23 protein-coding genes are annotated in these 24,470 nt (G+C 62.8%); 9 read left to right on the top strand and 14 right to left on the bottom strand.

The window, feature by feature from the left end:
• Positions 1 to 61: 61 nt before the first annotated feature.
• Positions 62 to 706: a hypothetical protein gene (locus U8L64_RS19755; protein ID WP_043295631.1), complete on the top strand. Its 645-nt coding sequence runs from the start codon at positions 62 to 64 to the stop codon at positions 704 to 706.
• Between the two features lie 56 nt (positions 707 to 762).
• Here U8L64_RS19755 and U8L64_RS19750 read toward each other — a convergent pair whose 3' ends face one another.
• The 4 genes from U8L64_RS19750 to U8L64_RS19735 form a co-directional block, all read right to left on the bottom strand.
• Positions 763 to 1,530 (bottom strand): SDR family oxidoreductase, encoded by a 768-nt coding sequence (locus U8L64_RS19750; protein WP_008567869.1) that lies wholly within the window; start codon positions 1,528 to 1,530, stop codon positions 763 to 765.
• 55 nt (positions 1,531 to 1,585) lie between these two features.
• Complete coding sequence (locus U8L64_RS19745) at positions 1,586 to 2,653, bottom strand: phosphotransferase family protein (RefSeq protein WP_156714640.1); 1,068 nt, start codon at positions 2,651 to 2,653, stop codon at positions 1,586 to 1,588.
• 202 nt (positions 2,654 to 2,855) lie between these two features.
• On the bottom strand, positions 2,856 to 3,170 hold the full coding sequence (locus U8L64_RS19740) for an SCP2 sterol-binding domain-containing protein (protein ID WP_008567867.1): 315 nt from the start codon (positions 3,168 to 3,170) through the stop codon (positions 2,856 to 2,858).
• Positions 3,171 to 3,232: 62 nt separating this feature from the next.
• Entirely contained in the window at positions 3,233 to 3,943 is a 711-nt protein-coding gene (locus tag U8L64_RS19735; RefSeq protein ID WP_008567866.1) for a histidine phosphatase family protein, read from the bottom strand.
• A gap of 187 nt (positions 3,944 to 4,130) precedes the next feature.
• Between U8L64_RS19735 and sohB the strand changes: the two genes are divergently transcribed.
• Together sohB and U8L64_RS19725 are read left to right on the top strand one after the other, a co-directional pair.
• Positions 4,131 to 5,153, top strand: a complete 1,023-nt coding sequence (gene sohB, locus U8L64_RS19730; RefSeq protein WP_054093063.1) for a protease SohB — start codon at positions 4,131 to 4,133, stop codon at positions 5,151 to 5,153.
• A gap of 11 nt (positions 5,154 to 5,164) precedes the next feature.
• A complete protein-coding gene (locus tag U8L64_RS19725; RefSeq protein WP_054093062.1) occupies positions 5,165 to 6,157 on the top strand; it encodes a YhdH/YhfP family quinone oxidoreductase in 993 nt (330 codons plus the stop codon).
• A 61-nt stretch (positions 6,158 to 6,218) separates the two neighbouring features.
• Here the strand turns inward: U8L64_RS19725 and U8L64_RS19720 are convergent, their stop codons facing one another.
• The 8 genes from U8L64_RS19720 to U8L64_RS19685 form a co-directional block, all read right to left on the bottom strand.
• Positions 6,219 to 6,719 (bottom strand): DUF934 domain-containing protein, encoded by a 501-nt coding sequence (locus tag U8L64_RS19720; RefSeq protein WP_008567863.1) that lies wholly within the window; start codon positions 6,717 to 6,719, stop codon positions 6,219 to 6,221.
• On the bottom strand, positions 6,703 to 8,361 hold the full coding sequence (locus U8L64_RS19715) for a nitrite/sulfite reductase (RefSeq protein WP_008567860.1): 1,659 nt from the start codon (positions 8,359 to 8,361) through the stop codon (positions 6,703 to 6,705). The genes U8L64_RS19720 and U8L64_RS19715 overlap by 17 nt, the downstream gene beginning before the upstream one ends.
• A gap of 339 nt (positions 8,362 to 8,700) precedes the next feature.
• Complete coding sequence (locus tag U8L64_RS19710; protein ID WP_333398738.1) at positions 8,701 to 8,919, bottom strand: DUF2970 domain-containing protein; 219 nt, start codon at positions 8,917 to 8,919, stop codon at positions 8,701 to 8,703.
• A gap of 121 nt (positions 8,920 to 9,040) precedes the next feature.
• Entirely contained in the window at positions 9,041 to 9,574 is a 534-nt protein-coding gene (locus U8L64_RS19705) for an Hsp20/alpha crystallin family protein (RefSeq protein ID WP_333398736.1), read from the bottom strand.
• A gap of 88 nt (positions 9,575 to 9,662) precedes the next feature.
• The gene (locus tag U8L64_RS19700; protein ID WP_333398734.1) at positions 9,663 to 10,118 is read right to left on the bottom strand and encodes a 3-phosphoshikimate 1-carboxyvinyltransferase; all 456 of its coding nucleotides are present in this window, start codon (positions 10,116 to 10,118) and stop codon (positions 9,663 to 9,665) included.
• A gap of 38 nt (positions 10,119 to 10,156) precedes the next feature.
• Positions 10,157 to 11,497: a leucine-rich repeat-containing protein kinase family protein gene (locus U8L64_RS19695; RefSeq protein WP_333398732.1), complete on the bottom strand. Its 1,341-nt coding sequence runs from the start codon at positions 11,495 to 11,497 to the stop codon at positions 10,157 to 10,159.
• 77 nt (positions 11,498 to 11,574) lie between these two features.
• Entirely contained in the window at positions 11,575 to 12,609 is a 1,035-nt protein-coding gene (locus U8L64_RS19690) for an RNA methyltransferase (protein ID WP_333398730.1), read from the bottom strand.
• Between the two features lie 43 nt (positions 12,610 to 12,652).
• The gene (locus tag U8L64_RS19685; protein ID WP_138299959.1) at positions 12,653 to 13,801 is read right to left on the bottom strand and encodes an MFS transporter; all 1,149 of its coding nucleotides are present in this window, start codon (positions 13,799 to 13,801) and stop codon (positions 12,653 to 12,655) included.
• 66 nt (positions 13,802 to 13,867) lie between these two features.
• Here U8L64_RS19685 and U8L64_RS19680 point away from each other — a divergent pair, with 66 nt between their 5' ends.
• On the top strand, positions 13,868 to 14,209 hold the full coding sequence (locus U8L64_RS19680; protein WP_175415089.1) for a DUF1883 domain-containing protein: 342 nt from the start codon (positions 13,868 to 13,870) through the stop codon (positions 14,207 to 14,209).
• Between the two features lie 96 nt (positions 14,210 to 14,305).
• Complete coding sequence (locus U8L64_RS19675) at positions 14,306 to 15,202, top strand: DMT family transporter (protein ID WP_333398836.1); 897 nt, start codon at positions 14,306 to 14,308, stop codon at positions 15,200 to 15,202.
• 12 nt (positions 15,203 to 15,214) lie between these two features.
• Here the strand turns inward: U8L64_RS19675 and U8L64_RS19670 are convergent, their stop codons facing one another.
• Together U8L64_RS19670 and metH are read right to left on the bottom strand one after the other, a co-directional pair.
• Entirely contained in the window at positions 15,215 to 15,541 is a 327-nt protein-coding gene (locus U8L64_RS19670) for a DUF5629 family protein (protein WP_138299958.1), read from the bottom strand.
• A complete protein-coding gene (gene metH, locus U8L64_RS19665; protein ID WP_156714633.1) occupies positions 15,538 to 19,230 on the bottom strand; it encodes a methionine synthase in 3,693 nt (1,230 codons plus the stop codon). Before metH ends, U8L64_RS19670 begins: the two co-directional genes overlap by 4 nt.
• 165 nt (positions 19,231 to 19,395) lie before the next feature.
• Between metH and U8L64_RS19660 the strand changes: the two genes are divergently transcribed.
• The 4 genes from U8L64_RS19660 (at position 19,396) to U8L64_RS19645 (ending at position 24,458) form a co-directional block, all read left to right on the top strand.
• On the top strand, positions 19,396 to 21,681 hold the full coding sequence (locus U8L64_RS19660) for a fatty acid cis/trans isomerase (protein WP_333398726.1): 2,286 nt from the start codon (positions 19,396 to 19,398) through the stop codon (positions 21,679 to 21,681).
• Positions 21,682 to 21,770: 89 nt separating this feature from the next.
• Positions 21,771 to 22,355: a Fe-S biogenesis protein NfuA gene (gene nfuA / locus U8L64_RS19655; RefSeq protein ID WP_003287873.1), complete on the top strand. Its 585-nt coding sequence runs from the start codon at positions 21,771 to 21,773 to the stop codon at positions 22,353 to 22,355.
• Positions 22,356 to 22,509: 154 nt separating this feature from the next.
• The gene (locus tag U8L64_RS19650) at positions 22,510 to 23,493 is read left to right on the top strand and encodes a response regulator (protein WP_077683389.1); all 984 of its coding nucleotides are present in this window, start codon (positions 22,510 to 22,512) and stop codon (positions 23,491 to 23,493) included.
• A 2-nt stretch (positions 23,494 to 23,495) separates the two neighbouring features.
• The gene (locus U8L64_RS19645; protein ID WP_043295610.1) at positions 23,496 to 24,458 is read left to right on the top strand and encodes a sensor domain-containing diguanylate cyclase; all 963 of its coding nucleotides are present in this window, start codon (positions 23,496 to 23,498) and stop codon (positions 24,456 to 24,458) included.
• Positions 24,459 to 24,470: the final 12 nt, after the last annotated feature.

Raw genomic sequence — 24,470 nt, 5'->3', positions numbered from 1 at the left:
CATGCTGGATGCCTGCCTGGACGCTGCGGATAATGCCGCACTCGTTGGGAGAGGCGCATTCATGCAATATCTCGGGCTCGCGTTGGTGGTGGCGTTACTCGCTCTGGTGGTTCTGTGGGTGGCGCTGCGCGTGTTGTTCGGCGGCAGCTGGCTGCTCGGCTGGCTGCGAGGCACGTTCGGCATGCTGCTGCTCGTACTCACGGCGATGATCGGTCTCATTGCGTACGAAGTCCGCGACTATCAGGCCACAGCGAACAGCACTCCGCTGGCGACGGTCGTTTTCCATGCACAGGGCAAGCAGCGCTTCGAGGTCGAGCTTCAGCAGGCCAACCAGCACCGCTCGGCGGTTGTAGAGGGGGACTTGTGGCAACTGGAGGTGCACATGCTGCGCTGGAGCGGACTGGCTGCGTTGATCGGGTTGGAGCCAGGTTATCGGCTACAGGCGCTGTCAGGTCGTTATCTCTCAGTGGAGCAGCAGGAACAGGCGCGCCATACGCGGGTGCTGCTGACGAGCAGCACAGCCGTGCCGGTCTGGGATTGGTTGCGGAGCCTGGACTGGAGCGTCCCGTTCATCGAGCCGCAGACACAGCGCGTGAGCTTCATACCGCTGGTTGATGGTGCGGCGTTTCAGATCGAACAGTCGGCGACAGGATTGCTCGCAACGCCAGTGAACCCCGAAGCGCGCCAGGCGCTGAAAGACTGGTAGCGCAAAACGCGCGATAAAAAGGGAGCTTGATCGCTCCCTTTTTGTTACATCGCCGATCAGGCCAGGTAGCCGCCGTCAACGTTGAGTGCCACACCGGTGGTGTAGCTGGATGCGTCGCTGGCGAGGTACAGCACGGCGCCGGCCATTTCGCTGGGATTGGCAACGCGGCGCAGGGGAATGTGCTGCAAGGCCGCCTCACGGATGCTGTCGTTCTTGACCAGTGCCGAAGCGAACTTGGTGTCGGTCAGGCCTGGCAGCAGGGCGTTGCAGCGGATGCCGAACTGTGCGCACTCTTTGGCGAAGGCCTTGGTCATGTTGATCACAGCGCCTTTGGTGATCGAATAGATGCCCTGGAAATCACCCGGCGATACGCCATTGATCGAGGCGACGTTGATGATGCTGCCGCCACCCTGCTGGCGCATCAACTTGCCGGCTTCGACGGACATATAGAAGTAGCCGCGGACGTTGACATCGACGGTCTTCTGGAACGCCGACACGTCGGTGTCGAGGATGTGGCAGAACTGGGGGTTGGTGGCGGCGTTGTTCACCAGAATGTCGAGACGGCCGAACTCTTCGCGAATCCTGGCGAAGACGGCCTGGATCTGCTCCATTTCGCCGATATGGCAGGCTACGGCAGTGGCCTTGCCGCCGTCGGCGATGATCGAATCGGCCACGGCCTGACAGCCTTCGAGCTTGCGGCTGGAGACGATCACGTGGGCACCCTGCTGGGCCAGCAGGCGGGCAACGGCTTCGCCGATGCCACGGCTGGCGCCAGAGACGAAGGCGATCTTGCCATCCAGGTCGAACAGTTGGGTTTTGGACATCGATGGTTCCTCTTGTTGTTCGTGGTTCGGCCCCATCGCTGGAGCCGAAGTGGGTTCAGAGCTGAGAGTGCTCGATCACGTGTAGCGCCTTTTGCTCGAGCAGTCGGTTCATGGCGATGAAACGGGCGAAACGCTGGTCCTGCGTCTGCCCGTGATAGAAGCGGTAGTAGATCTGCTGGATGATCCCGGCGAGCCGAAACAGGCCGTAGGTGTAATAGAAGTCGATGCAGGGAATTTCGATGCCGGCACGGAGAGCGTAGTACTCGACGAAGCTCGCGCGCGTATGCATACCGGGCAGATGGCTGGGTTGCCGGCGCATGGCCTGCATCGCGGGCGGATCGTTCGCTTCGATCCAGTAGGCCAGCGTATTGCCCAGATCCATGAGCGGATCGCCGATGGTGGTCATTTCCCAATCCAGCACACCGATGATCTGCATCGGGTTTTGCGGGTTGAGGATGACATTGTCGAAGCGGTAGTCGTTGTGGACGATGCCGGGCTTGGGATGATCGGCCGGCATCTTGACCTTCAGCCAGGCGACGACCGGCGCCCACTGCGGCGCATCGGGCGTCAGGGCGCGCTCGTAGCGCTCGCTCCAGCCTTCGATCTGGCGTTTCACATAACCTTCGGGCCGGCCCAGATCGGCCAGTCCGCACGCTTGGTAATCGACGTTGTGCAGTTCCACGAGCTTGTCGATGAAGCTTTCGCAAAGCGCGCGGGTCTGGCTTTCGTCGAAGTTCAGCTCCGGTGGCAGCTCGGCACGCAGAATGATGCCGTTGACGCGTTCCATCACGTAGAACTCGGCGCCGATTACCGATTCGTCGGTGCAATGAGCGTACGCCTTGGGGCAATACGGAAATCCGGCGTTGAGCTGGTTGAGGATGCGGAACTCGCGTCCCATGTCATGGGCGGACTTGGCCTTGCGGCCAAAGGGCGGGCGGCGCAGCACCAGCTCACGGTTCGGGTATTCGAGCAGGTAGGTGAGATTCGATGCACCGCCGGGAAACTGCGAAATCCGCGGGCTGCCTTCCAAATCGGCTATGTGCGCCTTGAGGTAGCGGTCCACAGCCTCGACCGGTAGCTCCTCGCCTTCGCGGATACGCGTGGTTTGATCCGTAAGCGCCATGTTTTATCCCTTCTGCTTATGTTTGGTGCTCGAGATGATTCAGTAATCTAATGCTGCGGGTGATGCGAACCAAGGTTGGCCAGCTGTTATTGGCGAAGCTGTTGGTGCTTGATCAGGGTGGCTGATCGCTGGCGCAGCGGGCTCGGCTCATAAAAAAACCGAAGCCAGATGGCTTCGGTTCCGGTGTCGCGACTGGCTCGCCTTACGCGGGGAACAGTTCGCTGAGTTTCAAGGCCAGCATCATGTCGCCTTCAGCGCGCAGCTTGCCGCCCATGAACGCCTGCATGCCGTCGGTTTCGCCGCTGACGATACCCTGCATGGTTTCGCTATCCATGATCAAGGTGACGTTGGCATCGCTGGAATCGCCCTGCTGCAGATCGCAGGTGCCGTCCTTGACGGTCAGGTAGTAGTTTTCGGCGTCGGTGATGTTGAACTGGAAGACCAGATCCAGGCCGGCGGCGGCGCTCGGGTTGAATTTGGACTGCATGCCCTTGAAGGTTTCGGCAACGTTGCTCATGACGTGTTCCTTTATTTTGATGTGGATGAAACATGCAGCCTGGGGCCGCTCTTGGGCTGGGCTTATCGGTGAGTGACAAGCTCCGGGTTCTTCAACAATTGCAGATGCGCATGACTGTTGAACGAAGCGAGCGCGACCTCGCGGCCGCGAAATTTCAACTGGCTGAGTGAGGTATTGACGATCTGCCAGTTCAACTCGAACGCCTTCACCGCCGGTACGCCGATGATTCGCTGCAACAGCGCGGTAATGGTGCCGCCGGACGTGAAGACGGCGATCTTGTCGCTCTTTTCGGCCTGCTCGAGCAGGCGCTCCAGGCCGCCGGCGACGCGTTCGAGAAAGCTGCTCCAGCTTTCCAGTTCTTCCTTTTCATGCTCGCCGGAAATCCAGCGGTGCACGACGAAGGTGAACAGGCGCTGAAATTCCGCGCGGTGACTGGCGGCATTGCGCAGGATATGCAGGGCGTTCGGTTCGACTTCCAGCAGTTCGGGAAGATGCGCACGGATAACCGCATCGGCTTGGAATTCGTTGAACGCCGCGTCGATTTCCAGCGACGGCTGGCTTCCATCTGAGTGAGCTAAACGGGAAAGCGTGGTACGTGCGGTGTCCTGCTGACGATGCAGTTCACCGCTGATGCAGCGATCGAAGCGGATGCCGAGCTGCGCCAGATAGTCGCCCAGCGCTTCAGCCTGGCGGTAGCCCAGCGGCGAGAGCACGTCGTAGTCCTGTGCACCGAAAGACGCCTGAGCATGTCTGATCAGGTAGATGCTGCCCATGTGTTGTCGTGCCCGTTCGCTGGTTTTTCGCGAGGGTAGGAGGAGCGACGGGGAGTGTCAACGACAATTCATACGTTTGTTTGAATTGGGCGCGCGCTGGTTCCGCTACAGGCGCCCCGGTATGCTTGCCCATCCGGCGCCGCACAAGCGTATGCCAGCGGCTATCATCCAAACCCAAGGAGCGATCGTGGAATTTCTTGCCGATTACGCCAGTTTTCTGGCCAAGACCGTGACACTGGTGCTGGCCATCGTGGTCGTGCTCATCGTCGTGGCATCGTCACGACGTGGTCGCGGCAAGTCGAGCGGCGGCAATTTGCAGGTGCACAAGCTCAACGATTTCTACAAGGCGATGCGCGAGCGCCTCGAGCAATCGGTACTGGAGAAAGATCAGCTCAAGGCTCAGCGCAAGCGCGAGGCGAAGGCCGCGAAGCAGGCCAAGAAGTCCGAAACGCCGTCACGCGTATTCGTTCTGGACTTCGATGGCGACCTCAAGGCGTCCGCCGTTGAGAGCCTGCGTCACGAAATTACCGCGCTGCTTACCTTGGCCACACCGCAGGATGAAGTGGTGCTGCGTCTGGAGAGTGGTGGCGGCATGGTGCACAGCTATGGCCTGGCGGCTTCGCAGTTGGTGCGTATCCGCGATGCCGGCGTGCCGCTGACGGTCTGTGTCGACAAGGTTGCGGCCAGCGGTGGCTACATGATGGCTTGCATCGGTGATCGGATTCTGACCGCGCCGTTCGCCATCCTCGGCTCCATCGGTGTGGTGGCGCAACTGCCCAATCTGCATCGGTTACTGAAGAAGCATGACGTCGACTTCGAAGTGCTTACCGCGGGTGAGTACAAGCGCACGCTGACTGTCTTTGGTGAGAATACCGAAAAGGGTCGGGAGAAATTCCAGGAAGACCTGCAGACCACGCACGACCTGTTCAAGAACTTCGTTGCGCGTTATCGGCAGCAGGTCAGCATCGACGACGTAGCCACCGGCGAGGTCTGGTTGGGTATCGCCGCGCTGGGCAAGCATCTGGCTGACGAGATCAAGACCAGCGACCAGTATTTGGCTGAGCGCGCGCATGAGGCTGAGCTTTTCCATCTGCACTATGCGCAGAAAAAAAGTCTGCCCGAGCGCTTTGGCATGGCGGCCAGCGCTTTGATCGAGCACGGCGTGGCCAAGGGCTGGAAACAGATCAACGAACAGAAATTCTGGCGATAGAGGAGAGGCGCATGGGTAGCTTCAAGGCATTGCAGGTCAGCGAGGACGGGCAGGGGCATTTCGCGTCACGTATTGTCGAGCGATCGATCGATGAGCTGCCCGCCGGCGAGGTGCTCATCCGGGTGCGCTATTCCTCGTTGAACTACAAAGACGCACTCTCGGCCAGCGGCAATCGCGGCGTGACCCGCCAGTATCCGCACACGCCAGGTATCGATGCAGCGGGCGTGGTCGAGGCGTCGAGCGTCGCCGAGCTGAAGGCTGGCGATGAGGTGATTGTCACCGGCTACGACTTGGGCATGAACACCGCAGGTGGTTTCGGCCAGTACATCCGTGTTCCCGCTGCCTGGGTGATCAAACGTCCGCAAGGGCTCTCGCTGCGGGATTCGATGATCCTCGGAACCGCCGGCCTGACCGCTGCACTGTGTGTCGAGAAGCTCGAGCGCGCGGGATTGGAGCCTGGTGCGGCGCCGGTGCTGGTCACGGGCGCGACCGGGGGGGTGGGCAGTATTGCCGTGGCCTTGCTGGCACGGCTGGGCTATACCGTTGCGGCCATGACTGGCAAGGCGGAACAGGGCGAGCTGCTGCGGCGTCTGGGCGCCAGCCAGATCGTCGAGCGCAGCGCGTTGCAGGCTGGAACAGAAAAGGCGCTGCTGAAGGAGCAGTGGGGCGGTGCGGTGGATACCGTCGGCGGCGAGATTCTGTTCAACGTGGTGAAGTCGTTGCAGCGTGGGGCCAGTGTGGCCTGCTGCGGTCTGACCGCCGGAACGCACTTTTCAGCCAGCGTGCTGCCGTTCATCCTGCGTGGGGTCAACCTGCTGGGTGTCGACTCGGTGGAGATTCCGCTAGTCGAGAAGGCCTCGATGTGGGACAAGCTCTCGCTGCAATGGCGTCTGCCGCACCTGGACCAGCTGGCCGAAGAGATCAGCCTGCAGCAACTGCCGGATGCGATTGAGCGCATCCTGGCTGGGCAGCAAGTGGGGCGGGTATTGGTGCAGCTGGACTGACAGCCCGTTCCGTAAATGAAAAACCCGCCGTAAGGCGGGTTTTTCATATGTGCGGCTTAGTTTAGCCCTGCCGTCGGCGGAACAGCGGCAGGCGCTCGTCCACTGCGGCCTGATAGCGCACGGAGAAATCCTTCAGGCTCTGCAGTGCGTCTTCCGGGTCTCGATCGGCGCGAATGGCGAATGCATCGAACCCACAGCGGCGCATGTAGAACAGCTGATCGCGCAGCACATCGCCAATCGCGCGGATCTCGCCCTTGTAGCCATAGCGCTCGCGCAGCAGGCGGGCACTGGAATAGTGGCGACCATCGGTAAACTTGGGGAAGTTGAGCGCGATTACCTGAAAATGTTCAAGATCGTCGGCGATCTCTTCGACTTGCTCGTTGGAGTCCAGCCAGATGCCCAGGCCGCCGTCACGCGCCTTGAGTGCGTGTGCGTGATCGATCCACAGGTGCAGCGGCACGATCACGTCATCGCAGTTGGACAGACCGTCCAGCGTCTCTTCCTTGGGTAGCAGGTGCCAGGTTTCGTCGATGATCTGCTCGTTCTTAATGATTCGCTGCATACACCCGCTCCTTGAAGGGATCGATGCCGACGCGGCGGAAGGTGTCGATAAACTGTTCATCTTCGGTACGCAGCTCCACATAGACGCTGATGATCTTTTCGATCACATCCGGCACGACGTCCTGTGCGAAGGACGGGCCGAGAATCTGTCCCAGACTGGAATCGCGGCCGGAGCTGCCGCCCAGCGAAACCTGATAGAACTCGGCGCCTTTCTTGTCGACGCCAAGAATACCGATATGACCGATGTGGTGATGACCGCAGGCGTTCATACAGCCGGAGATGTTCAGGTCCAGATCGCCGATGTCAAACAGGTAATCCAGGTCGTCGAAGCGGCGCTGGATGGCCTCGGCCACCGGGATCGACTTGGCGTTCGCCAGCGAGCAGAAGTCGCCGCCGGGGCAGCAGATGATGTCGGTCAGCAGCCCAATGTTCGGTGTCGCTACGCCGAGTTCGCGCAGCTCGTGCCACAGCTCGAACAGGCGGCTTTGCTCGACGTCCGCAAGAATCATGTTCTGCTCGTGGGAGTTGCGCACCTCGCCGAAACTGTAGCGGTCGGCCAGGTCGGCGATGGCGTCTAGCTGTTTGTCGGTGACATCACCTGGCGTGTTGCCCGTGCTCTTCAGCGACAGCGTCACGGCGGCATAACCGGGCTTCTTGTGCGCGACCACGTTGCGCTGGCGCCAGCGAGCGAAGCCGGGATGCTCGGCATCCAGCTGCGCGAGGGCAGCACTCTGATCTTCCAGCTCTTTGTAGGCCGGATCGACGAAGAAGCGTCCGATGCGCTCGACTTCGGCATCGGTCAGGGTGCTCGGGCCATCCTTCAGGTGGGCCCACTCGGCCTCGACGCGCTCGGCGAAAACTTCCGGGGTCAGCGCCTTGACCAGAATCTTGATACGCGCCTTGAACTTGTTGTCACGACGGCCATAGCGGTTGTAGACCCGCACGATGGCTTCCAGGTAGCTGAGCAGATGCTGCCACGGCAGGAACTCACGGATGAAGCTGCCGACAATCGGCGTGCGGCCCAGGCCTCCGCCAACCGAGACGCGGAAGCCCAGCTCGCCAGCGGCGTTGCGTACCGCTTCCAGTCCGATGTCATGCACCTCGATGGCGGCACGGTCGCTGACGGCGCCATTTACGGCGATCTTGAACTTGCGCGGCAGATAGGCAAATTCCGGGTGGAACGTCGACCACTGGCGGATGATTTCACACCATGGGCGCGGGTCGACCAGTTCGTCCTGGGCAACGCCGGCGAACTGGTCGGTGGTGGTGTTACGGATACAGTTGCCGCTGGTCTGGATCGCGTGCATCTGCACGGTCGCCAGCTCGGCGAGGATGTCCGGGACGTCTTCAAGTTCCGGCCAGTTGAATTGCACGTTGGTGCGCGTACTCACATGCGCATAGCCCTTGTCATAGCGACGGGCGATATACGCCAGCTTGCGCAGCTGGGTGGAAGACAGCAGACCATAGGGAACGGCGATGCGCAGCATCGGGGCGAAACGCTGGATATACAGGCCGTTCTGCAGGCGCAGAGGCAAAAATTCGTCACCGGCAAGCTCACCCGCGAGAAATCGACGGGTCTGATCGCGGAACTGACGAACCCGGTCCTCGATGATGTGTTGGTCGTACTGATCGTAAACGTACATGAAGTGTCCTGTTTTCAGGCTGGCTACAGCTTGTCGCGCGCACGGCTGCGCACCCTACGAGGAAGGGCGGCAAGATACCAGCTCGTGGTTATACGCAAAAGTGATGTTTGGGAATATGTTTAGAACGAAATGCGCCATTCTGGGGCTGTCGGACCGATGACCGGGAAGGGGGCGTCGCGATGATCTTTACTGGTCTCGTGACAGTGCTTTCGCACGTAGCCAATGGAGATGCTCCATGAATCATCGCGACAGTCTGGTAGATGCGGCCGCCATTCTCGTCCTGATCCTGCTGGCAGTCGGCACGGCGATCTTCTGGCTCAGTCATCAGTAGCGCCGGGCTCATGCGCCGGCGAGGTGGATCACCAGCCGGACCAGCGCAATGAGCACCAGCACGAAGATCACCGTGAAGCCGACGCCGAGCAGGATGAAGTGGCCAGGTTTGCCCTGAGTGAAATCGCGGGCGCGGTTCTTGCCGCTCTGAACGCCCAGCGCCGCGGCGAATACGCTTTGCAGCATCTGGCGCAGGGTCATGGGCTTGCGCTGCGGTTCTTCGCTCATGTTGCAGACTCGTGCGGGGACGTTGTCTGGAGTCTAGTCGAGCGCGCAGATGTTTCAGGTGGTCGAGGGAGAAACCCAGACCGCAGGTCTGACATTCATCAGACCTGCGGTTACTCCGTTGTCAGTCGGTATTGATCGAGATGGCTTTCTCGCCTGGCTGGGCGCCGGGCTTCTTCGGCAGCGTGAGCGACAGCACGCCCTTGCTGAAGCGGGCGTCGATCTGCTCACGGTCGACTCCGTCCGGCAGGGCAAAACTGCGCTGGAAGCTGCCGAACGAGCGTTCGGAGAGGTGGTAACCCTGCTTCTCTTCTTTACGCTCTTGGCGCTTTTCGCCCTTGATAATCAGCGTATCGCCGACCAGTTTTACCTCGATGTCGGCCTGATCCATGCCTGGCAGTTCGGCGGTTATTTCAAAGGCGTGGTCCTTCTCGACCACGTCCACCGCGGGCATACGGCTGAGCCCGCCCTGCCAGAATGGGGTGGTTTCCAGGCTGTGGCGGCCGGGCCGATGCCAGGAACGATCGAAATCATCGAACAGGCGATCGATCTGCCGACGCAGGCCTTCGAACGGGCGCCAGCTTTCCTGGCTAACTGGCGGCTGGGCGCTGGACTCCTTGGCGTCACTTGCTGCAGGTTTGTTCGACGTGTCTGTCATTTGTAACCTCCATTAAGCGTGTGGTTGCGTAAGGCCAAATCAGTTTGGTCTCTTCACCGGAGCAGCGTTTGATCCCCGTCAAGTCATATCAGATGTTCGCCTTGAACCAGTCCCACAGGCCGAGCGAGTAGTTGGGCAGCAGGTCAATGCCCAGCGCCGACTTGACCAGGTAGAGAATCGCCAGTCCGAGCAGAGTACTGAACAGCAGGAAAAGTGTAGCCAGCGCAGCCTTGGCAGCCATTGAAAGGTGTTGCTCGGTGCGTGAGTGGCCGCGTTTGTTACGCCCGGCGAGCACAGCAAAGTAGTACTGCGCGCCCAGCAGGCGGAAGGTACCGCGCAGATCGACCTTGTGCTTGACCCAGGAGCGCGCGCCGAATACCTGGCGTAGCGCTTCGAGTTGCGCGTCCGTGAACGATTCGCGCAGCGTTTCCGGCAGGCGCTGCTTGAGCCCCTTTACGAACGGGTCGTCAGCCAGCGCCGCATCGTTAAAGGGTGCGGGATAGCGAGCATGGTCGGTGTCGGAGGAGGTTTCGCGGGACGGCATGGCAGGTTCCCCGTTCGATGAAAGGCTAAGCGTGACAGTTAGGCACCGGCGGTCGCTTCGTAGGACGCTTGGACTCGCGCCAGGCTGGCTGTCAGCGAGGCGAAATCTGGGCGCTCGCGGCTTTCGTTGAGCAGGCATTGCTGACGCAGCTGGTGGAGCTGAAGCAAGCGCTCATCGCCGGCGTCCGTACAGCGCTGCAGCAGTTCTTCGAGCAGGCAGCCGAAGGCGCGCGCCTCGATACGTTGCAACGCCTGGCCGGTGCGGCTGTCGGCGCCAAAGAATGATGCCGCGCCGAAATCGCTGAGCAGGCACTGGCCGTGCGGGTTGACCAGCAGGTTATGCGCATAGAGGTCGCCATGCAGGATGCCGCGCTCGTGCAGGTGCGCAACCGCGGAAGCGGCGCCCTGGCCGATGCGCAGCACTTGTTCGATGCTGAAACGGCTGTCGCTGGCATAGCAGTCACGTGTGCAGCTGGCCAGCGACGGCGGGCCGGCCAGCGGCTGGAACGCCGGCGCGATCAGCTCCATCAGCAAGCCGGCCGCGCTGCCGGGTTGCTCCGCCAGTGGCCCGGCGACCTGGACCAGATTCGGGTGCGCGCCGGCCGCAAGGCAGGCCGCCATCTCGCTGTGCGGCAGGCCGTCGCTGGTCAGGCTGCCCTTGAACAGCTTGGCCGCCATCGACCGGACCCCATGAGGCGAATGCCAACTGGCTCGATGGATGATGCCGGACGCGCCCTGGCCAAGCACCTCGTGCAGTGCGAGCTGTTCCCGTGCCACCGCCGGGCGGGAATGTGCGGCGAGGGCGCGGAGCTCCTCGGCGTCGCTGAACGGGTTACCGGCAAAGGCCAGCCAGGCCAGCCGCGGCATGTGCAGCAGCCAGTCGGGCAGCGCTTCCAGGCGGTTGGCGGCGATGCGCAGGAGTTCCAGGCGGGTGCAAGCCTGCAGCTGTTCGGGCAGCGAGCGCAGCCGATTACCGGCGAGCATCAGCTTCTGGAGCCGGCTGCAGGCACCAAGCTCGGCGGGAATTGCGGACAGCAGATTGTCTGTCAGGATCAGCCAGCGCAGCGTCGGCGGCAGTGCTCGGCCGGGCAGGTGGGTGATGCGGTTTGCCTTGAAGCCGATCATCTCCAGCTGCGCACAGTCGCTCAGGGATTCCGGTACCTGATTGAAGGCGTTATCGGAGCAGAACAGGATGCGCAGACGATGCAGCCGTGACAGATCGGCCGGCAGCGCGCTCAGCTGGTTGCCCGAGAGGTTGAGGACTTCCAGCGTGTCGGCCAGGCCGAAGATGGCCTCCGGGAACTCCTGCAGGTCGGCAGACAGGTCCAGGCGGGTGATGCCGGCCAGATCGCCGCGCTTGAGTTGTTGCAGGGTGTGCATGGTGGCTTCCTTGCGGGCTGGCGGTGCTTCGCTCGGGGCGAGCGGCTCTAGCTGGGACAGTGCGGGCTGTCGGGCGTTCAGCTTGTCCGCGTCGGACGTCGCGCCAGCGTCTGCTCGGCACGCGCGCGCAGCTGGCCACAGCCGCCGTCGATGTCCTGGCCTGCGGAGTTGCGTACCTTGGTGAGCACGCCGCGGCTGTGCAGGTAGCGCACGATCTGTACGATGCGTTCGCCGTCGGGGCGCTGGTAGGCATCGTCTTCCAGGCTGTTGTAGGGGATCAGGTTCATCACGGCGTATTTGCCCTTGAGCAGGCGCAGGATGCCGTCCATCTCGTCCTGATCGTCATTGATGCCCTTGAGCAGCGTCCACTGGTACTGGATGGGAAAACCGGTGCGGCGCGCGTAGGCTTCGCCGAGTTCGACCAGCTCCTCGGGGTCGATGCGTGGCGCGCGCGGCAGCAGCGCCTGACGCAGCTCGGCATCGGTCGAGTGCAGCGACAGGGCGAGCGCGGGCTTGACCTGCTGCTGCGGCAGGCGCTCGAACACGCGCGGATCACCGACAGTGGAAAACACCAGGTTCTTGTGCCCGATGCCGCCATCGGTGCCGAGCAGGTCGATGGCTTCGAGCACGTTGTCGAGGTTGTGCGCCGGCTCGCCCATGCCCATGAACACGACCTTCTTCACCGGGCGAAAGCGGCGGGCGAGAGCAACCTGGGCGACGATTTCAGCACTGCCCAGCTGGCGCAGCAGGCCGCTCTTGCCCGTCATGCAGAACAGGCAGCCCACCGCGCAACCGACCTGGCTGGATACGCACAGGCCGTCACGCGGTAGCAGCACGCTTTCCACCATCTGTCCGTCGGCCAGCTCCACCAGCAGCCGCGCCGAGCCATCGGCGGCGGGGTGTTCGGAGCGCAGGCGCGCCAGCTTGTCCAGCTCCATGGCCAGCTGTGGTAGGGCTTCGCGCACGCTGAGCGGCAGGAAGTCTTCCGCCTGCTGCTGGCGACGGCCGATGGAAATGTCGCGGCCGAGCAGCCAGGCACGGGTCATCCGCCCGATATGGCGGGTCTTGGCGCCGACGGCGGCGAACGACTGATGGATATCATGGATACGCATGGGGCGCGCATTCTAGCGGCCCGCTCGCAGAAAGGGCAGGCGCTTAGTCGGCGAAACGCCGGCTGCCCAAGGCGATGCTCAGCAACATCAGCGCGAGCATGCCGAAGGCGACGGCGAGCGAGCTGTAATGGGCGACCAGGCCTATCAGCGCCGGACCGGCCAGCACCCCGGCGAAGCCCACCGTGGTCGCGGCGGTGACCGCCATATGCACCGGCATCGCGTCCTGCCGGCTGAGTGAGGAAATCAGTACCGGTGAGACATTGGCGCAACCCAGTCCGCACAACCCGTAGCCCACCAGCGCCAGCGCCCAGTGCTCGGCGAAGATGCTCAGTGCGATGCCCATCGCAGCGAGCACGCCGCCCAAGGCGATGGTTCGCGCGGTACCGAGGCTATTGACGATCGGTGCGCCAGCGAAGCGGCCGATGGTCACCATCAGCGCGAAACTGGCGTAGCCCAGGCCGCCCCTGGCGGTTTCCAAGTTCTTGTCGGCGGTCAGGAACAGGGCGCTCCAGTCGAGCACGGCGCCTTCGGCCAGATAGACCACGAAGCACAGCAACCCGACCAGCAACACTTGCCCGCTGGGTCGCACGAAGACACCGCCGCCAGCCGGCGCCCGGTCGGGCACGAAGCCAGGCAGAACGGCGAGGTTTGCCGCCACGATCAGCGCGATCATCAGCAAGCAACCGGCTTCGGCGCTCAGACCAAGCGAGAGCAGGGCGGTCAACGCCAGCGCGCCGCTGATCGAGCCGAGACTGAACATGCCGTGAAAGTTGGACATCAGGCGTCGGCCCAGAGCGCCTTCGATCAGCAGCGACTGGATGTTGAGCACGATATCCAGCACGCCAAGGCTGCCACCGAAGCAGAACAGAGCCAGCGCCAGCAGCCAGATCGAATCGACCAGCGCCATGCCGGCCAGCGCCAGGGCCAGCAGGGCGACGCAGCAGAGAATCACCGGTCGGATGCCCCAGCGCGCCACCAGCAGACCCGAGACCGGCATCCAGCTCAGCGAGCCGAGCCCAATGCTCAGCAGCAACAGGCCGAACAGCGCATCGCTCATCTCGATTCTTGCCCGCACGTACGGCACCAGCGGCGCCCAGACGGACAGGCCGAAACCGGCCATGAAGAAGCCGCAGCGCGTAGCATGCCGCACGAGCGGCGAGGTGAGGTCGGCAGTGGGTAGCAGCGCGGACATGCGCGACGGTCCTTGCGTGAGGCGGTGAGCGGAGCGGGCGCCGGGTAACGTCCGGTGCGAGGCGGCATGCTATCGTCTCGCTTTGCCGGCTGTAACCTGCGGAGTCCGTCGATGAAGTTCATACACCAGCGCGAGCAACTCGAGGAGGACGATATCGTCGTCATCCAGTGCTCGCAGACCTGCAACATCCGTCTGATGAACGATGCGAACTTTCGCAGCTTCCGCAATGGCGGGCGTCATACTTATCATGGCGGCGCCTTCGACCGCTTTCCGGCGAAGATCGTCGTGCCGCGTTCGGGATTCTGGAACATCACCATCGATACGGTGACGCGCAAGCCCATCAGCGTGACGCGCAAACCGAACCTTACCTATTCGATCAAGGTCATTCGACGGTCCGCCTCGCGCTAGCGACCGCCATCGCGCAGGCAACGAATCCAGGAGCGATCCGTGAGCCAGCGACACCGCTTGTCTTTTCTGTCATCGCGAACCGAACGTACGCCCGACATGGGTGGCGTCGGTCGAATGACGACTGCGCACCTGGGCATGCTGCTCTGGGCACTGTTCGTCGGTTTGTCGTTTCCCGCCGTGGGGCTGCTCAGCGAAGGGCTGCCGCCGTTGCTGCTGACGGCCATGCGTTTCGTCATCGCTGCGCTGGTGTTGGCGCCGCTGGCCTGGCGCCAGAGCGACGGGCGGCCGGGCATCCGCACCTGGCTGCTCTATGCGCTGATGGGGCTGTGCCTGGCCGGCTTCTTCGGCACCATGTTCTGGGTCGCGCACCGGGTTACCGCGCTGTCGATGGCCACGCTGTTCGTCAGCGTCCCGTTGCTGGCGTATGGCCTGGGGCGCGCGCTCGGCGTCGAACGCCCGGCCGGTCGCTTGCTCGCCATTCTGGCGTTGGGGGCGACCGGAGCACTGGGGTTGGCCTGGGCGGAGAACGGCGGCAACTTCGCGGGCCTGCAGCTGGGGCTGGGCGAGTTGGCGTTCTTTCTCGGTTGTATCGCCTCGGCGCTGTATCCGGTGCTCAGCAAATGGGGTCTTGCCCGTGGGGTGTTACCGACGCAGGCGGGCCTGCGTACTTTCTGGAGTTTGCTGGCCGGCGCCGTGCTCATTGCGTTGATGGGGCTGATCTGGGAGCAACCCGCGGCGTTGTTGCACATGAATCCGCTGGACGTACTGTTGGTGATCTACCTGGGCGTGTTCTCCAGCGCCATGACCTTCTTCCTGCAGCAGCGCGCGACGAGCGTGCTCACGCCCGGCGCGGTGACGGCGTACAGCTATCTGGTGCCATTCGTGTCGATGCTGCTGCTGTTCTACGACCAGCCCGCGCGCATCGGCTGGCACTGGTTGCCAGGCAGCCTGCTGGTCGTGCTGGCCATCGCCTTGCTGCTGCGACGCGAATGATCGCGCGCGCCATTATTCGTCTTCGCTGCTGGCCTGGACGGCGCCCATGCATTTCAGGCGATGCGGGCCGAGCTGCCAGCTATCGTCCTCGGCCTGGTATGCGGCTTCCATCACGCTGTTGTAGCTGAAGCGCCAGCGCTTGCGGTCGCGGCCGTCGAGCGCCTCGATGCTGACCACAATGTCGTCGCTGGCGAACGGCTGTCCGGCTTCGGCGGCGGCGTCCGCCTGGTCGAGCAGCGTCTCGTCGAGGGTGAAATCGAAGGCGTGCAGGCCGTCGATTTCCAGCATGTCGGCCTGCTCGAGTTCGTCGAGCAGGTAGCGGGTCATGGCGTCGCTCATGCGTCGTACCCCAGGTTCGGCATCAGCCAGCGTTCGCTGGCTTCCAGGCTCTGTCCTTTGCGCGCCGAGTAGCTTTCCACCTGATCCTTGTCGACCTTGCCGACGGCAAAGTACTGCGCCTCGGGGTGGGCGAAATACCAGCCGCTGACGGCTGCGGTGGGGAGCATGGCATAGTGCTCGGTGAGCGTGACCTGGCTGATGCCGTCGGCATCGAGCAGCTGGAACAGCGTGCCCTTCTCGGTGTGATCCGGGCAGGCTGGATAGCCGGGGGCAGGGCGGATGCCCTTGTACTGCTCGCGGATCAGGTCCTCGTTGCTCAACTCTTCATCGCTGGCGTAGCCCCAGTATTCCTTGCGCACCCGCTCGTGCAGCCATTCGGCGCAGGCCTCGGCGAGACGATCGGCGAGCGCCTTGACCATGATCGAGTTGTAGTCGTCGCCCTTGTCCTGGTAGGCCTTGGCCACCTCCTCGGCGCCGATACCGGCGGTGCAGATGAAGCCGCCGACGTAGTCGGTCACGCCGCTTTCCTTCGGGGCGACGAAGTCGGCCAGCGACAGGTTCGGCTTGGCATCGGGCTTGACGATTTGCTGGCGCAGGTGATGCAGGGTAGCGAGCTTCTCGCCGGCGTCGCCGTACACTTCCAGATCGTCGTCCTGCACCTGGTTAGCCGGCCAGAAACCGAACACGGCGCGGGCGCGAATCAGCTTCTCGTCGATCAGCTTGTTCAGCATCGCCTGGGCATCGTTGAACAGTGCGGTGGCGGCTTCGCCGACGACTTCGTCCTCGAGGATGCGCGGGTACTTGCCGGCCAGGTCCCAGGCGACGAAGAAGGGCGTCCAGTCGATGTAGTCGACCAGCGTGCGCAGGTCGATGTCTTCCAGCAGCCGACGGCCAGTGAAGGTCGGCTTGACCGGGGTATACGCCGCCCAGTCGAACTGCGGCTTGTTCGCCAGCGCCTGCGCATAGCTCAGGCGCTCGGTGCGAGCGCTGCGATTGGCGGTGCGCTCGCGGATCATGGCGTACTCTTCGCGGGTCTTCTCGGCGAAGGTCGGCTTGAGTTCCTTGGACAGCAGCGTGGTGGCGACACCGACCGCGCGCGAGGCATCGGTGACGTAGACCACCGCGTCGTTCTTGTAGTGCGGGTCGATCTTCACCGCGGTGTGGGCCTTGGAGGTGGTGGCGCCGCCGATCATCAGCGGCAGACTGAAACCCTGGCGCTGCATTTCGCGGGCGACGTGGACCATCTCGTCCAGTGACGGGGTAATGAGGCCGGAGAGGCCGATGATGTCGCACTTCTCGGCGATGGCGGTCTGCAGGATTTTCTCCGCCGGTACCATCACGCCCATGTCCACCACGTCGTAGCCGTTGCAGCCGAGCACGACGCCGACGATGTTCTTGCCGATGTCGTGCACGTCGCCCTTCACCGTCGCCATGAGGATCTTGCCCTTGGCTTCCGGCTTGTCACCTTTCTCCGCTTCGATGAAAGGGATCAGATGGGCCACCGCCTGCTTCATCACGCGGGCGGATTTGACCACCTGCGGCAGGAACATCTTGCCGGCGCCGAACAGGTCACCGACCACGTTCATGCCGGCCATCAGCGGACCTTCGATGACTTCGATCGGCCGCGTGCACTGCTGACGGCATTCCTCGGTGTCTTCGACGATGTAGGTGGTGATGCCCTTGACCAGCGCATGCTCCAGCCGCTTGTCCACCGGCAGGCTGCGCCATTCCTCGGTTTCGGCTTCCTTTACGGCGCCGCCTCCCTTGTATTGCTCGGCCAGCTCCAGCAGCGCCTCGGTGCCGTTGGCGCTGCGGTTGAGCACCACGTCTTCCACCGCGTCGCGCAGCTCTTTGGGAATCTCGTCGTAGATTTCCAGCTGACCGGCGTTGACGATGCCCATCGTCAGGCCCGCCTTGATCGCGTGGAACAGGAACACCGAGTGGATCGCCTCGCGCACGGGGTTATTACCGCGGAAGGAGAACGACACGTTGGACACGCCGCCTGAGGTCAGCGCATAGGGCAGGCTGTCGCGAATGAAGGCACAGGCGTCGATGAAGTCGACCGCGTAGTTGTTGTGCTCCTCGATGCCGGTGGCGATGGCGAAGATGTTCGGGTCGAAGATGATGTCTTCCGGCGGGAAGCCCACCTCGTTGACCAGGATGTCGTAGGAGCGCTGACAGATCTCACGCTTGCGCGCGGCGGTGTCGGCCTGGCCGGCTTCGTCGAACGCCATCACGACCACGGCGGCACCGTAGCGCTTGCACAGACGAGCGTGATGCTTGAACTGCTCGACGCCTTCCTTCATGGAAATGGAGTTGACGATGCCCTTGCCCTGGATGCACTTGAGGCCCGCCTCGATCACTTCCCACTTGGAGGAGTCGATCATAATCGGCACGCGCGAGATGTCCGGCTCACCAGCGATCAGGTTGAGGAAGCGCACCATCGCGGCCTTGGAGTCGAGCATGCCCTCGTCCATGTTGATGTCGATCACCTGGGCGCCGGCTTCCACCTGCTGCAGGGCGACTTCCAGCGCCTCGGTGTAGTTTTCCTCGCGGATCAGCCGAGCGAATTTGGCGGAGCCGGTGATGTTGGTGCGCTCGCCGACGTTGACGAATAGCGAGCTGCGATCGATGGTGAACGGCTCCAGCCCGGACAGTCGGCAGGCCTTGGGAATCTCCGGAATGACGCGCGGCGGGTACTTGGCCACCGCTTCGGCGATCGCCTGGATATGCGCCGGGGTGGTACCGCAGCAGCCGCCGATGATGTTGAGAAAGCCGCTGGCGGCGAACTCCTCGACAACGGCCGCCATCTCGGCGGGCGACTCGTCGTATTCGCCGAAGGCATTGGGCAGGCCTGCGTTCGGGTGGGCAGACACAAAGGTGTCGGCCTTGGTGGCCAGCTCTTCCAGATAAGGTCGCAGGTCCTTGGCGCCGAGGGCGCAGTTCAGGCCGACCGAGATCGGCTGGGCATGGCGCACCGAATTCCAGAAGGCCTCGGTGGTCTGCCCCGAGAGGGTGCGGCCGGAGGCATCGGTGATGGTGCCGGAAATCATGATTGGCAGCTCGACGCCCAGCTCCTCGAATACGCCCTGCACGGCGAAGATCGCCGCCTTGGCGTTCAGCGTGTCGAAGATGGTTTCGATGAGGATCAGGTCGGCGCCGCCCTCGATCAGGCCGCGGGTGGCCTCGCTGTAGTTTTCCACCAGCTGGTCGAAAGTGACGTTGCGAAAGCCCGGGTCGTTGACGTTCGGCGAAATGGAGCAGGTGCGGCTGGTAGGGCCGAGTACGCCGGCGACGAAGCGCGGTTTGTCTGGGGTTTCCACGGTCTTGGCATCGGCGACTTCACGGGCCAGGCGCGCGCCTTCAACGTTCAGCTCGTAAACCAGTTCCTCCATGCCGTAATCAGCCTGGGACACGCGAGTGGCGTTGAAGGTATTGGTCTCGAGGATGTCGGCGCCGGCGTCCAGGTAGGCCTTCTCGATGGCCTGAATTACATCCGGCCGGCTGAGCAGCAATAGATCGTTGTTGCCCTTGACGTCCTGCGGCCAGTCGGCGAAGCGTTCGCCGCGGTAGTCGGCTTCATCCAGTTTGTAACTCTGGATCATGGTGCCCATGCCGCCGTCGAGGATCAGGATGCGCTCCTTGAGTGCGTGCTGGAGTGCCTGGAGGCGGGTGTTGCGAGTGGACATGGGGACTACCTGAACGAGCGGGTGACGGAAGCCGACAATGATAGCAAAGCTGCATTCTTTTTGATCATGTCGCCTTTTTCATGAAATTTATTCAGCTTGCCGTTTGGGTTAGCCCTCCAGCAGGCCGCTGTTTAGAATGCCGGCTCTTCTTCAGGTTGGTTCGTCATGTTTGCTCGACTCCTGCCCGGCTTGCTGGTCGTTTTGTACGGTGCCGCGGCACAGGCGCAAGCGCCGTCTTATCAGCGTGACATTCAGCCGATCTTCACCGCCAAGTGCGTTGCCTGCCATGCCTGTTACGACTCTCCGTGCCAGCTGAACCTGGGCAGCGGCGATGGCGCGCAGCGCGGTTTCTCCAAACAGCCGGTCTACGACGGCACGCGAGTCAGGGCCCAGGAGACTACGCGGCTGTTTCTCGATGCGCATGACGAAGCGGGTTGGCGGCGCAAGGGCTTCCATTCCGTACTCAGTGCGGCGGACGGCCAGGCCGCGTTGATGGCGCGCATGCTGGAGCTAGGGCGCAGTCAGCCGCTGGAGCCGAACGCCAAATTGCCGGCCGATCTGGATATTGGCATCGGCCGCAAGAACAGCTGTGCGCTGCCGGAGGAGTTTGCCGCCTACGCCGCCAAGAGCGCTCACGGCGGCATGCCATTTGCGGTGACTGGTCTTACGGATGGCGAATACGCGACCCTGCAGCGCTGGCTCGAACAAGGTGCGCCGGTCGAGCTGGCCAACCTGCAGCCGAGCGCGGGCGAGCAGCGGCAGATCCGCCAGTGGGAAGAGCTGCTGAACGCCCCCGGAGCGCGGGAGCAATTGGTCAGTCGCTGGCTTTACGAACACCTGTTCCTCGCCCATCTGTACTTCGAGGGTGAGGGTGAGGGTGAGGGCGGGCACTTCTATCAACTGGTGCGCTCGCGCACTCCCGGTGGTGCGCCGGTCGATCCGATTGCCACGCGACGGCCCAACGGTGATCCGGGCACCGCGTTTTACTACCGCTTGCGGCCGATCGGCGATGTGATCGTGCACAAGACGCACATCACCTATCCGCTGAGCGAGGCGCGGCTGGCGCGGGTTCGCCAGCTGTTCTTCGGCACTGACTGGCAGGCCGGGCCGATACCGGGCTACGGCGCGGGACATCGCGCCAACCCCTTCCTGACCTTCGAGGCGATTCCACCGCAGGCGCGCTACCAGTTCATGCTGGATAACGCCGAGTATTTCGTGCGCACCTTCATTCGCGGTCCGGTGTGTCGCGGGCAGATCGCCACCGACGTGATTCGCGACAACTTCTGGGTGCTGTTCCAGGACCCGCAGCACGACCTCTATCTCACCGATGCCGACTACCGCGACAAGGCCACGCCGCTGCTGGCGATGCCCGGGCAGTTCGACGAGCTTGGCGAGCTGCTGGGTTTTTGGAAGCGCTACCAGCCCAAGCGCAACCGCTACGAGAAGTTGCGCATGCAGGCTTATGCCGAGCAGCCGGCCGAATGGGCGCATATCTGGACGGGCAACGACAACGCGCTGCTGTCGATCTTCCGTCAGCATGACAGCGCCTCGGTGCGCAAAGGCCTGATCGGTGCGGTGCCGCAGACCCTGTGGTGGATGGACTATCCGCTGCTTGAGCGCACCTATTATCAGCTGGTGGTGAACTTCGACGTGTTCGGCAACGTGTCCCACCAAGGACAGACACGCTTGTACTTCGACCTGATTCGCAACGGTGCCGAGTTGAACTTCCTGCGCCTGCTGCCGGCGAAGTCGCGCCAGTCGATTCTCGACAGCTGGTACGAACAAGGCGGTCAACTGAAGCTGCTGCTGGCCTACACCTCGCTGGATACACAGACTCCATCGAAGCTCATGCTCGAGCCGGGCGATCCGAAGCAGACGCTGGCCCGCCAGTTACTGACACGCCTGGCACCGATCAATGCGGCACCCGATCCGCTCAATCGTTGCCTTGGCACACATTGCTATCGCGCCGACCAGCCGCTGCCGCTGCAGCAGGCCGAGCAAGCGCTCAGTCGCCTGAGCAACCGCATGGCCGCCGGCTTGCCAGTCGTCGGCCAGTTACCGGAGGCGACGTTGCTGCGCATTGAGTACGGCTCCGGCCAGCGCGAGCTGTACAGCCTGTTGCGCAACCGCGCGCACAGCAATGTTGCCTTCATGTTCGGCGAAGACTGGCGCTACCAGCCGCGTCGGGACACCCTGACGGTCTACCCGGGAATACTCAGCAGTTACCCGAACTTCCTGTTCAACCTCGATGCCCGCGAGGTGACGACATTCGTCGCGGCGTTGGAGCGGGTCCGCGACGGTGCCGATTTCGAGCGTATCGTCGAACGCTGGGGTATTCGCCGCAGCCACCCGCAGTTCTGGTTCTACTTCAACGACCTGTCGCGCTATCTGGAAGAAACCGATCCGCTGGAAGCGGGTGTGCTCGACATGAATCGTTATCAGAATCTGTAAAGCGGGTGGATGTACTTGACTAAATTACTAGGACTTTATCCGCGGCCCGCCTTGGCGTACACTGCGGCGCATATCTGCGAGGAGTTGCCATGAGCGCGATCACCATCACCGAAGCTGCACACGACTATCTGGCCGATCTGCTCGAAAAGCAGAACACCACCGGCATCGGCATTCGTATCTTCATCACCCAGCCGGGTACCCCTTATGCGGAAACCTGCATCGCCTACTGCAAGCCGGGCGAGGAAAAGCCGGACGACATCGCCCTGGCGCTGAAGAGCTTCACCGCCTGGATCGATGGCACCAGCGAACCGTTCCTGGAGGATGCGCTGGTCGACTACGCGACCGACCGCATGGGCGGGCAGCTGACCATCAAGGCGCCGAACGCCAAGGTGCCGATGGTCAACGAAGACAGCCCACTGAACGAGCGCATCAACTATTACCTGCAGACCGAAATCAACCCTGGGCTGGCCAGCCACGGTGGCCAGGTCACCCTGATCGATGTAGTCGACGAGGGCATTGCCGTGTTGCAGTTCGGCGGCGGTTGCCAGGGTTGCGGGCAGGCGGATGTCACCCTCAAGGAAGGCATCGAGAAGACGCTGCTGGCGCGCATCCCGGAACTCAAAGGTGTGCGCGACGTGACCGACCACAGCAATCGCGACAACGCCTACTACTGAGTTGCCCCTTCCCAACGCTGTGGCGCGGTATTCGCGTCACGGCTGTCGCTCGAAAGTGCCATTTTGTCGGATGATGCCAAATGGCCACCAACGCATCTCGCGGTTGATATAAGCTGGCGGCTTCCGATTCCATCGGCACGGAATGCTCGCGCGCATGCATACAACCTCCCTTTTGATCTGCGACGACTCCAACCTGGCGCGCAAGCAGCTTCTGCGTGCGCTGCCGGCAGGTTGGCCGGTTGCCGTGACGCAGGTTGAAACGGGCGGCGCGGCGCTGGAGCGTATTCGCCAGGGCGGCATCGACGTGCTGATACTCGACCTCACCATGCCTGGCATGGATGGCTATCAGGTACTTGCGGCCCTGCGGCGCGAGCAGCTGTCGTGCAAGGCAATCGTGGTGTCGGCGGATGTTCAGGATGAAGCCGTGCGGCGGGTACTCGAGTTGGGGGCGCTGGCATTCATCCGCAAGCCGGCCGAACCGCTGCACCTCTATCAAACGCTGGCAAGCCTCGGTCTGCTGAACGAGCAGACGGCGCTGGCGACGCGTGCAGACGGTGAAACCATCGATTTTCGCGATGCCCTGCGCGAGGTCGTGAATATCGCGATGGGGCGCGCAGCGGCCTTGTTGGCGCGGGTGCTGGGTGTGTTCATCCAGTTGCCGATTCCCAACGTCAACCTTCTCGAAGTGAGCGAGCTGCATATGGCGCTGGCCGATGCCGCGCGTGGCGACAGACTCACCGCCGTCTGCCAGGGCTACATCGGCGGCGGCATCGCGGGCGAGGCGCTGCTGCTATTCCACGATTCGGAAGTCGCCGACATGGCGCGTTTACTGCGTCGGCAGGACCATCACGAGATCGAGATGCTGCTGGACCTGTCGAGCCTGCTGATCAGCGCCTGCCTCAGCGGTATCGCCGACCAGATCGATGTCGCCTTCTCCCAGGGGCATCCGCAGGTGCTGGGCCAGCACGCGCCGATCGAAGAGCTGATTCGTCTGAATCGCTTGCGCTGGAAGCGCACCCTGGCGGTGGAAATCAGCTACAGCCTCGAAGGCCACGACATCCATTTCGACCTGCTGCTGCTGTTCACCGAGGATTCGCTCGACCTGCTGTCCCGCAAACTTGCCTACCTGATGAACTGATCATGTCCCAACCCAGCGAATTCCACTGGCTGCTGGCAGTTGTCCAGAGCATCGACGTCGGGGTCGTGGTACTCGATCGAGACTACTGCATCGAGGTCTGGAACACCTTCATGGAGAACCGCTCCGGCGTGCTGCCCGAGGCGGCGCGCCGGCAATCGTTCTTCACACTGTTTCCCGAGCTGGACGAGGAGTGGTTCCGGCGCAAGGTCGAGAGCGTGATGACCCTCGGCACGCCGTCGTTCACCATCTGGGAGCAGCGACCCTACCTGCTGCGCTTCAAGAATTACCAGCCGATCACCGGGCTGGAAGACTTCATGTATCAGAACACCACGCTGCTGCCGCTGCGGGGCACCAGCGGCGCCATTGAGCAGGTCTGTCTGATCATCTATGACGTGACCGACGTCGCGGTGAACCGTCGCCAGCTGCAGGCGGCCAATCGCGAGCTCCAGCGGCTGTCCAGTACCGACCGCCTGACCGGCTTGTACAACCGTGGTCACTGGGAGGAAATCCTGCGCCAGGACTATGCGCGCCACCGCCGCCACGAGAGCCAGTCCGCGCTGGTCATGTTCGATATCGATCACTTCAAGTCGATCAACGACACCTACGGCCATCAGGCCGGCGATGCTGTCATCCAGCAGGTCGCCGAGCTGATTCGCGAAACCATGCGCGACTGCGACGTGGCGGGTCGCTACGGCGGCGAGGAGTTCGTGGTGCTGTTGCGCGATACCGACAAGCAGGGCGCATTCACTTTCGCGGAGCGCCTGCGTCGGGTCGTCGAGGCGCACGAAGTGCAGCACGATGGTCGGCCGATCCGTTTCACCATCAGCCTGGGCATCGCCGATCTCAGCCAGCCCAGCACGGGACATGCGCAGCTGATCGAATGGGCGGACAGCGCGCTCTACGCCTCCAAGTCCGCCGGCCGCAACTGCGTCACGCTGCATGGGCACGCCGCACGCGACCAGTGACGGGCGGTCCGG

Source organism: Pseudomonas sp. FIP_A4, from assembly GCF_036701605.1.
GTDB lineage: Bacteria > Pseudomonadota > Gammaproteobacteria > Pseudomonadales > Pseudomonadaceae > Stutzerimonas > Stutzerimonas phenolilytica.
The sequence above is the reverse complement of the archived record's forward strand: the minus strand, read 5'-3'. Positions and strand labels throughout refer to the sequence as shown.

Bases quoted from the DNA above. Each gene is read 5' to 3' on its own strand.
- U8L64_RS19755 (WP_043295631.1), top strand. From the start codon at position 62: ATGCAATATCTCGGGCTCGCGTTGGTGGTGGCGTTACTCGCTCTGGTG.
- U8L64_RS19750 (WP_008567869.1), bottom strand. From the start codon at position 1,530: ATGTCCAAAACCCAACTGTTCGACCTGGATGGCAAGATCGCCTTCGTC.
- U8L64_RS19745 (WP_156714640.1), bottom strand. From the start codon at position 2,653: ATGGCGCTTACGGATCAAACCACGCGTATCCGCGAAGGCGAGGAGCTA.
- U8L64_RS19740 (WP_008567867.1), bottom strand. From the start codon at position 3,170: ATGAGCAACGTTGCCGAAACCTTCAAGGGCATGCAGTCCAAATTCAAC.
- U8L64_RS19735 (WP_008567866.1), bottom strand. From the start codon at position 3,943: ATGGGCAGCATCTACCTGATCAGACATGCTCAGGCGTCTTTCGGTGCA.
- U8L64_RS19725 (WP_054093062.1), top strand. From the start codon at position 5,165: ATGGGTAGCTTCAAGGCATTGCAGGTCAGCGAGGACGGGCAGGGGCAT.
- U8L64_RS19720 (WP_008567863.1), bottom strand. From the start codon at position 6,719: ATGCAGCGAATCATTAAGAACGAGCAGATCATCGACGAAACCTGGCAC.
- U8L64_RS19715 (WP_008567860.1), bottom strand. From the start codon at position 8,361: ATGTACGTTTACGATCAGTACGACCAACACATCATCGAGGACCGGGTT.
- U8L64_RS19710 (WP_333398738.1), bottom strand. From the start codon at position 8,919: ATGAGCGAAGAACCGCAGCGCAAGCCCATGACCCTGCGCCAGATGCTG.
- U8L64_RS19705 (WP_333398736.1), bottom strand. From the start codon at position 9,574: ATGACAGACACGTCGAACAAACCTGCAGCAAGTGACGCCAAGGAGTCC.
- U8L64_RS19700 (WP_333398734.1), bottom strand. From the start codon at position 10,118: ATGCCGTCCCGCGAAACCTCCTCCGACACCGACCATGCTCGCTATCCC.
- U8L64_RS19695 (WP_333398732.1), bottom strand. From the start codon at position 11,497: ATGCACACCCTGCAACAACTCAAGCGCGGCGATCTGGCCGGCATCACC.
- U8L64_RS19690 (WP_333398730.1), bottom strand. From the start codon at position 12,609: ATGCGTATCCATGATATCCATCAGTCGTTCGCCGCCGTCGGCGCCAAG.
- U8L64_RS19685 (WP_138299959.1), bottom strand. From the start codon at position 13,801: ATGTCCGCGCTGCTACCCACTGCCGACCTCACCTCGCCGCTCGTGCGG.
- U8L64_RS19680 (WP_175415089.1), top strand. From the start codon at position 13,868: ATGCTATCGTCTCGCTTTGCCGGCTGTAACCTGCGGAGTCCGTCGATG.
- U8L64_RS19675 (WP_333398836.1), top strand. From the start codon at position 14,306: ATGGGTGGCGTCGGTCGAATGACGACTGCGCACCTGGGCATGCTGCTC.
- U8L64_RS19670 (WP_138299958.1), bottom strand. From the start codon at position 15,541: ATGAGCGACGCCATGACCCGCTACCTGCTCGACGAACTCGAGCAGGCC.
- metH (WP_156714633.1), bottom strand. From the start codon at position 19,230: ATGTCCACTCGCAACACCCGCCTCCAGGCACTCCAGCACGCACTCAAG.
- U8L64_RS19660 (WP_333398726.1), top strand. From the start codon at position 19,396: ATGTTTGCTCGACTCCTGCCCGGCTTGCTGGTCGTTTTGTACGGTGCC.
- nfuA (WP_003287873.1), top strand. From the start codon at position 21,771: ATGAGCGCGATCACCATCACCGAAGCTGCACACGACTATCTGGCCGAT.
- U8L64_RS19650 (WP_077683389.1), top strand. From the start codon at position 22,510: ATGCATACAACCTCCCTTTTGATCTGCGACGACTCCAACCTGGCGCGC.
- U8L64_RS19645 (WP_043295610.1), top strand. From the start codon at position 23,496: ATGTCCCAACCCAGCGAATTCCACTGGCTGCTGGCAGTTGTCCAGAGC.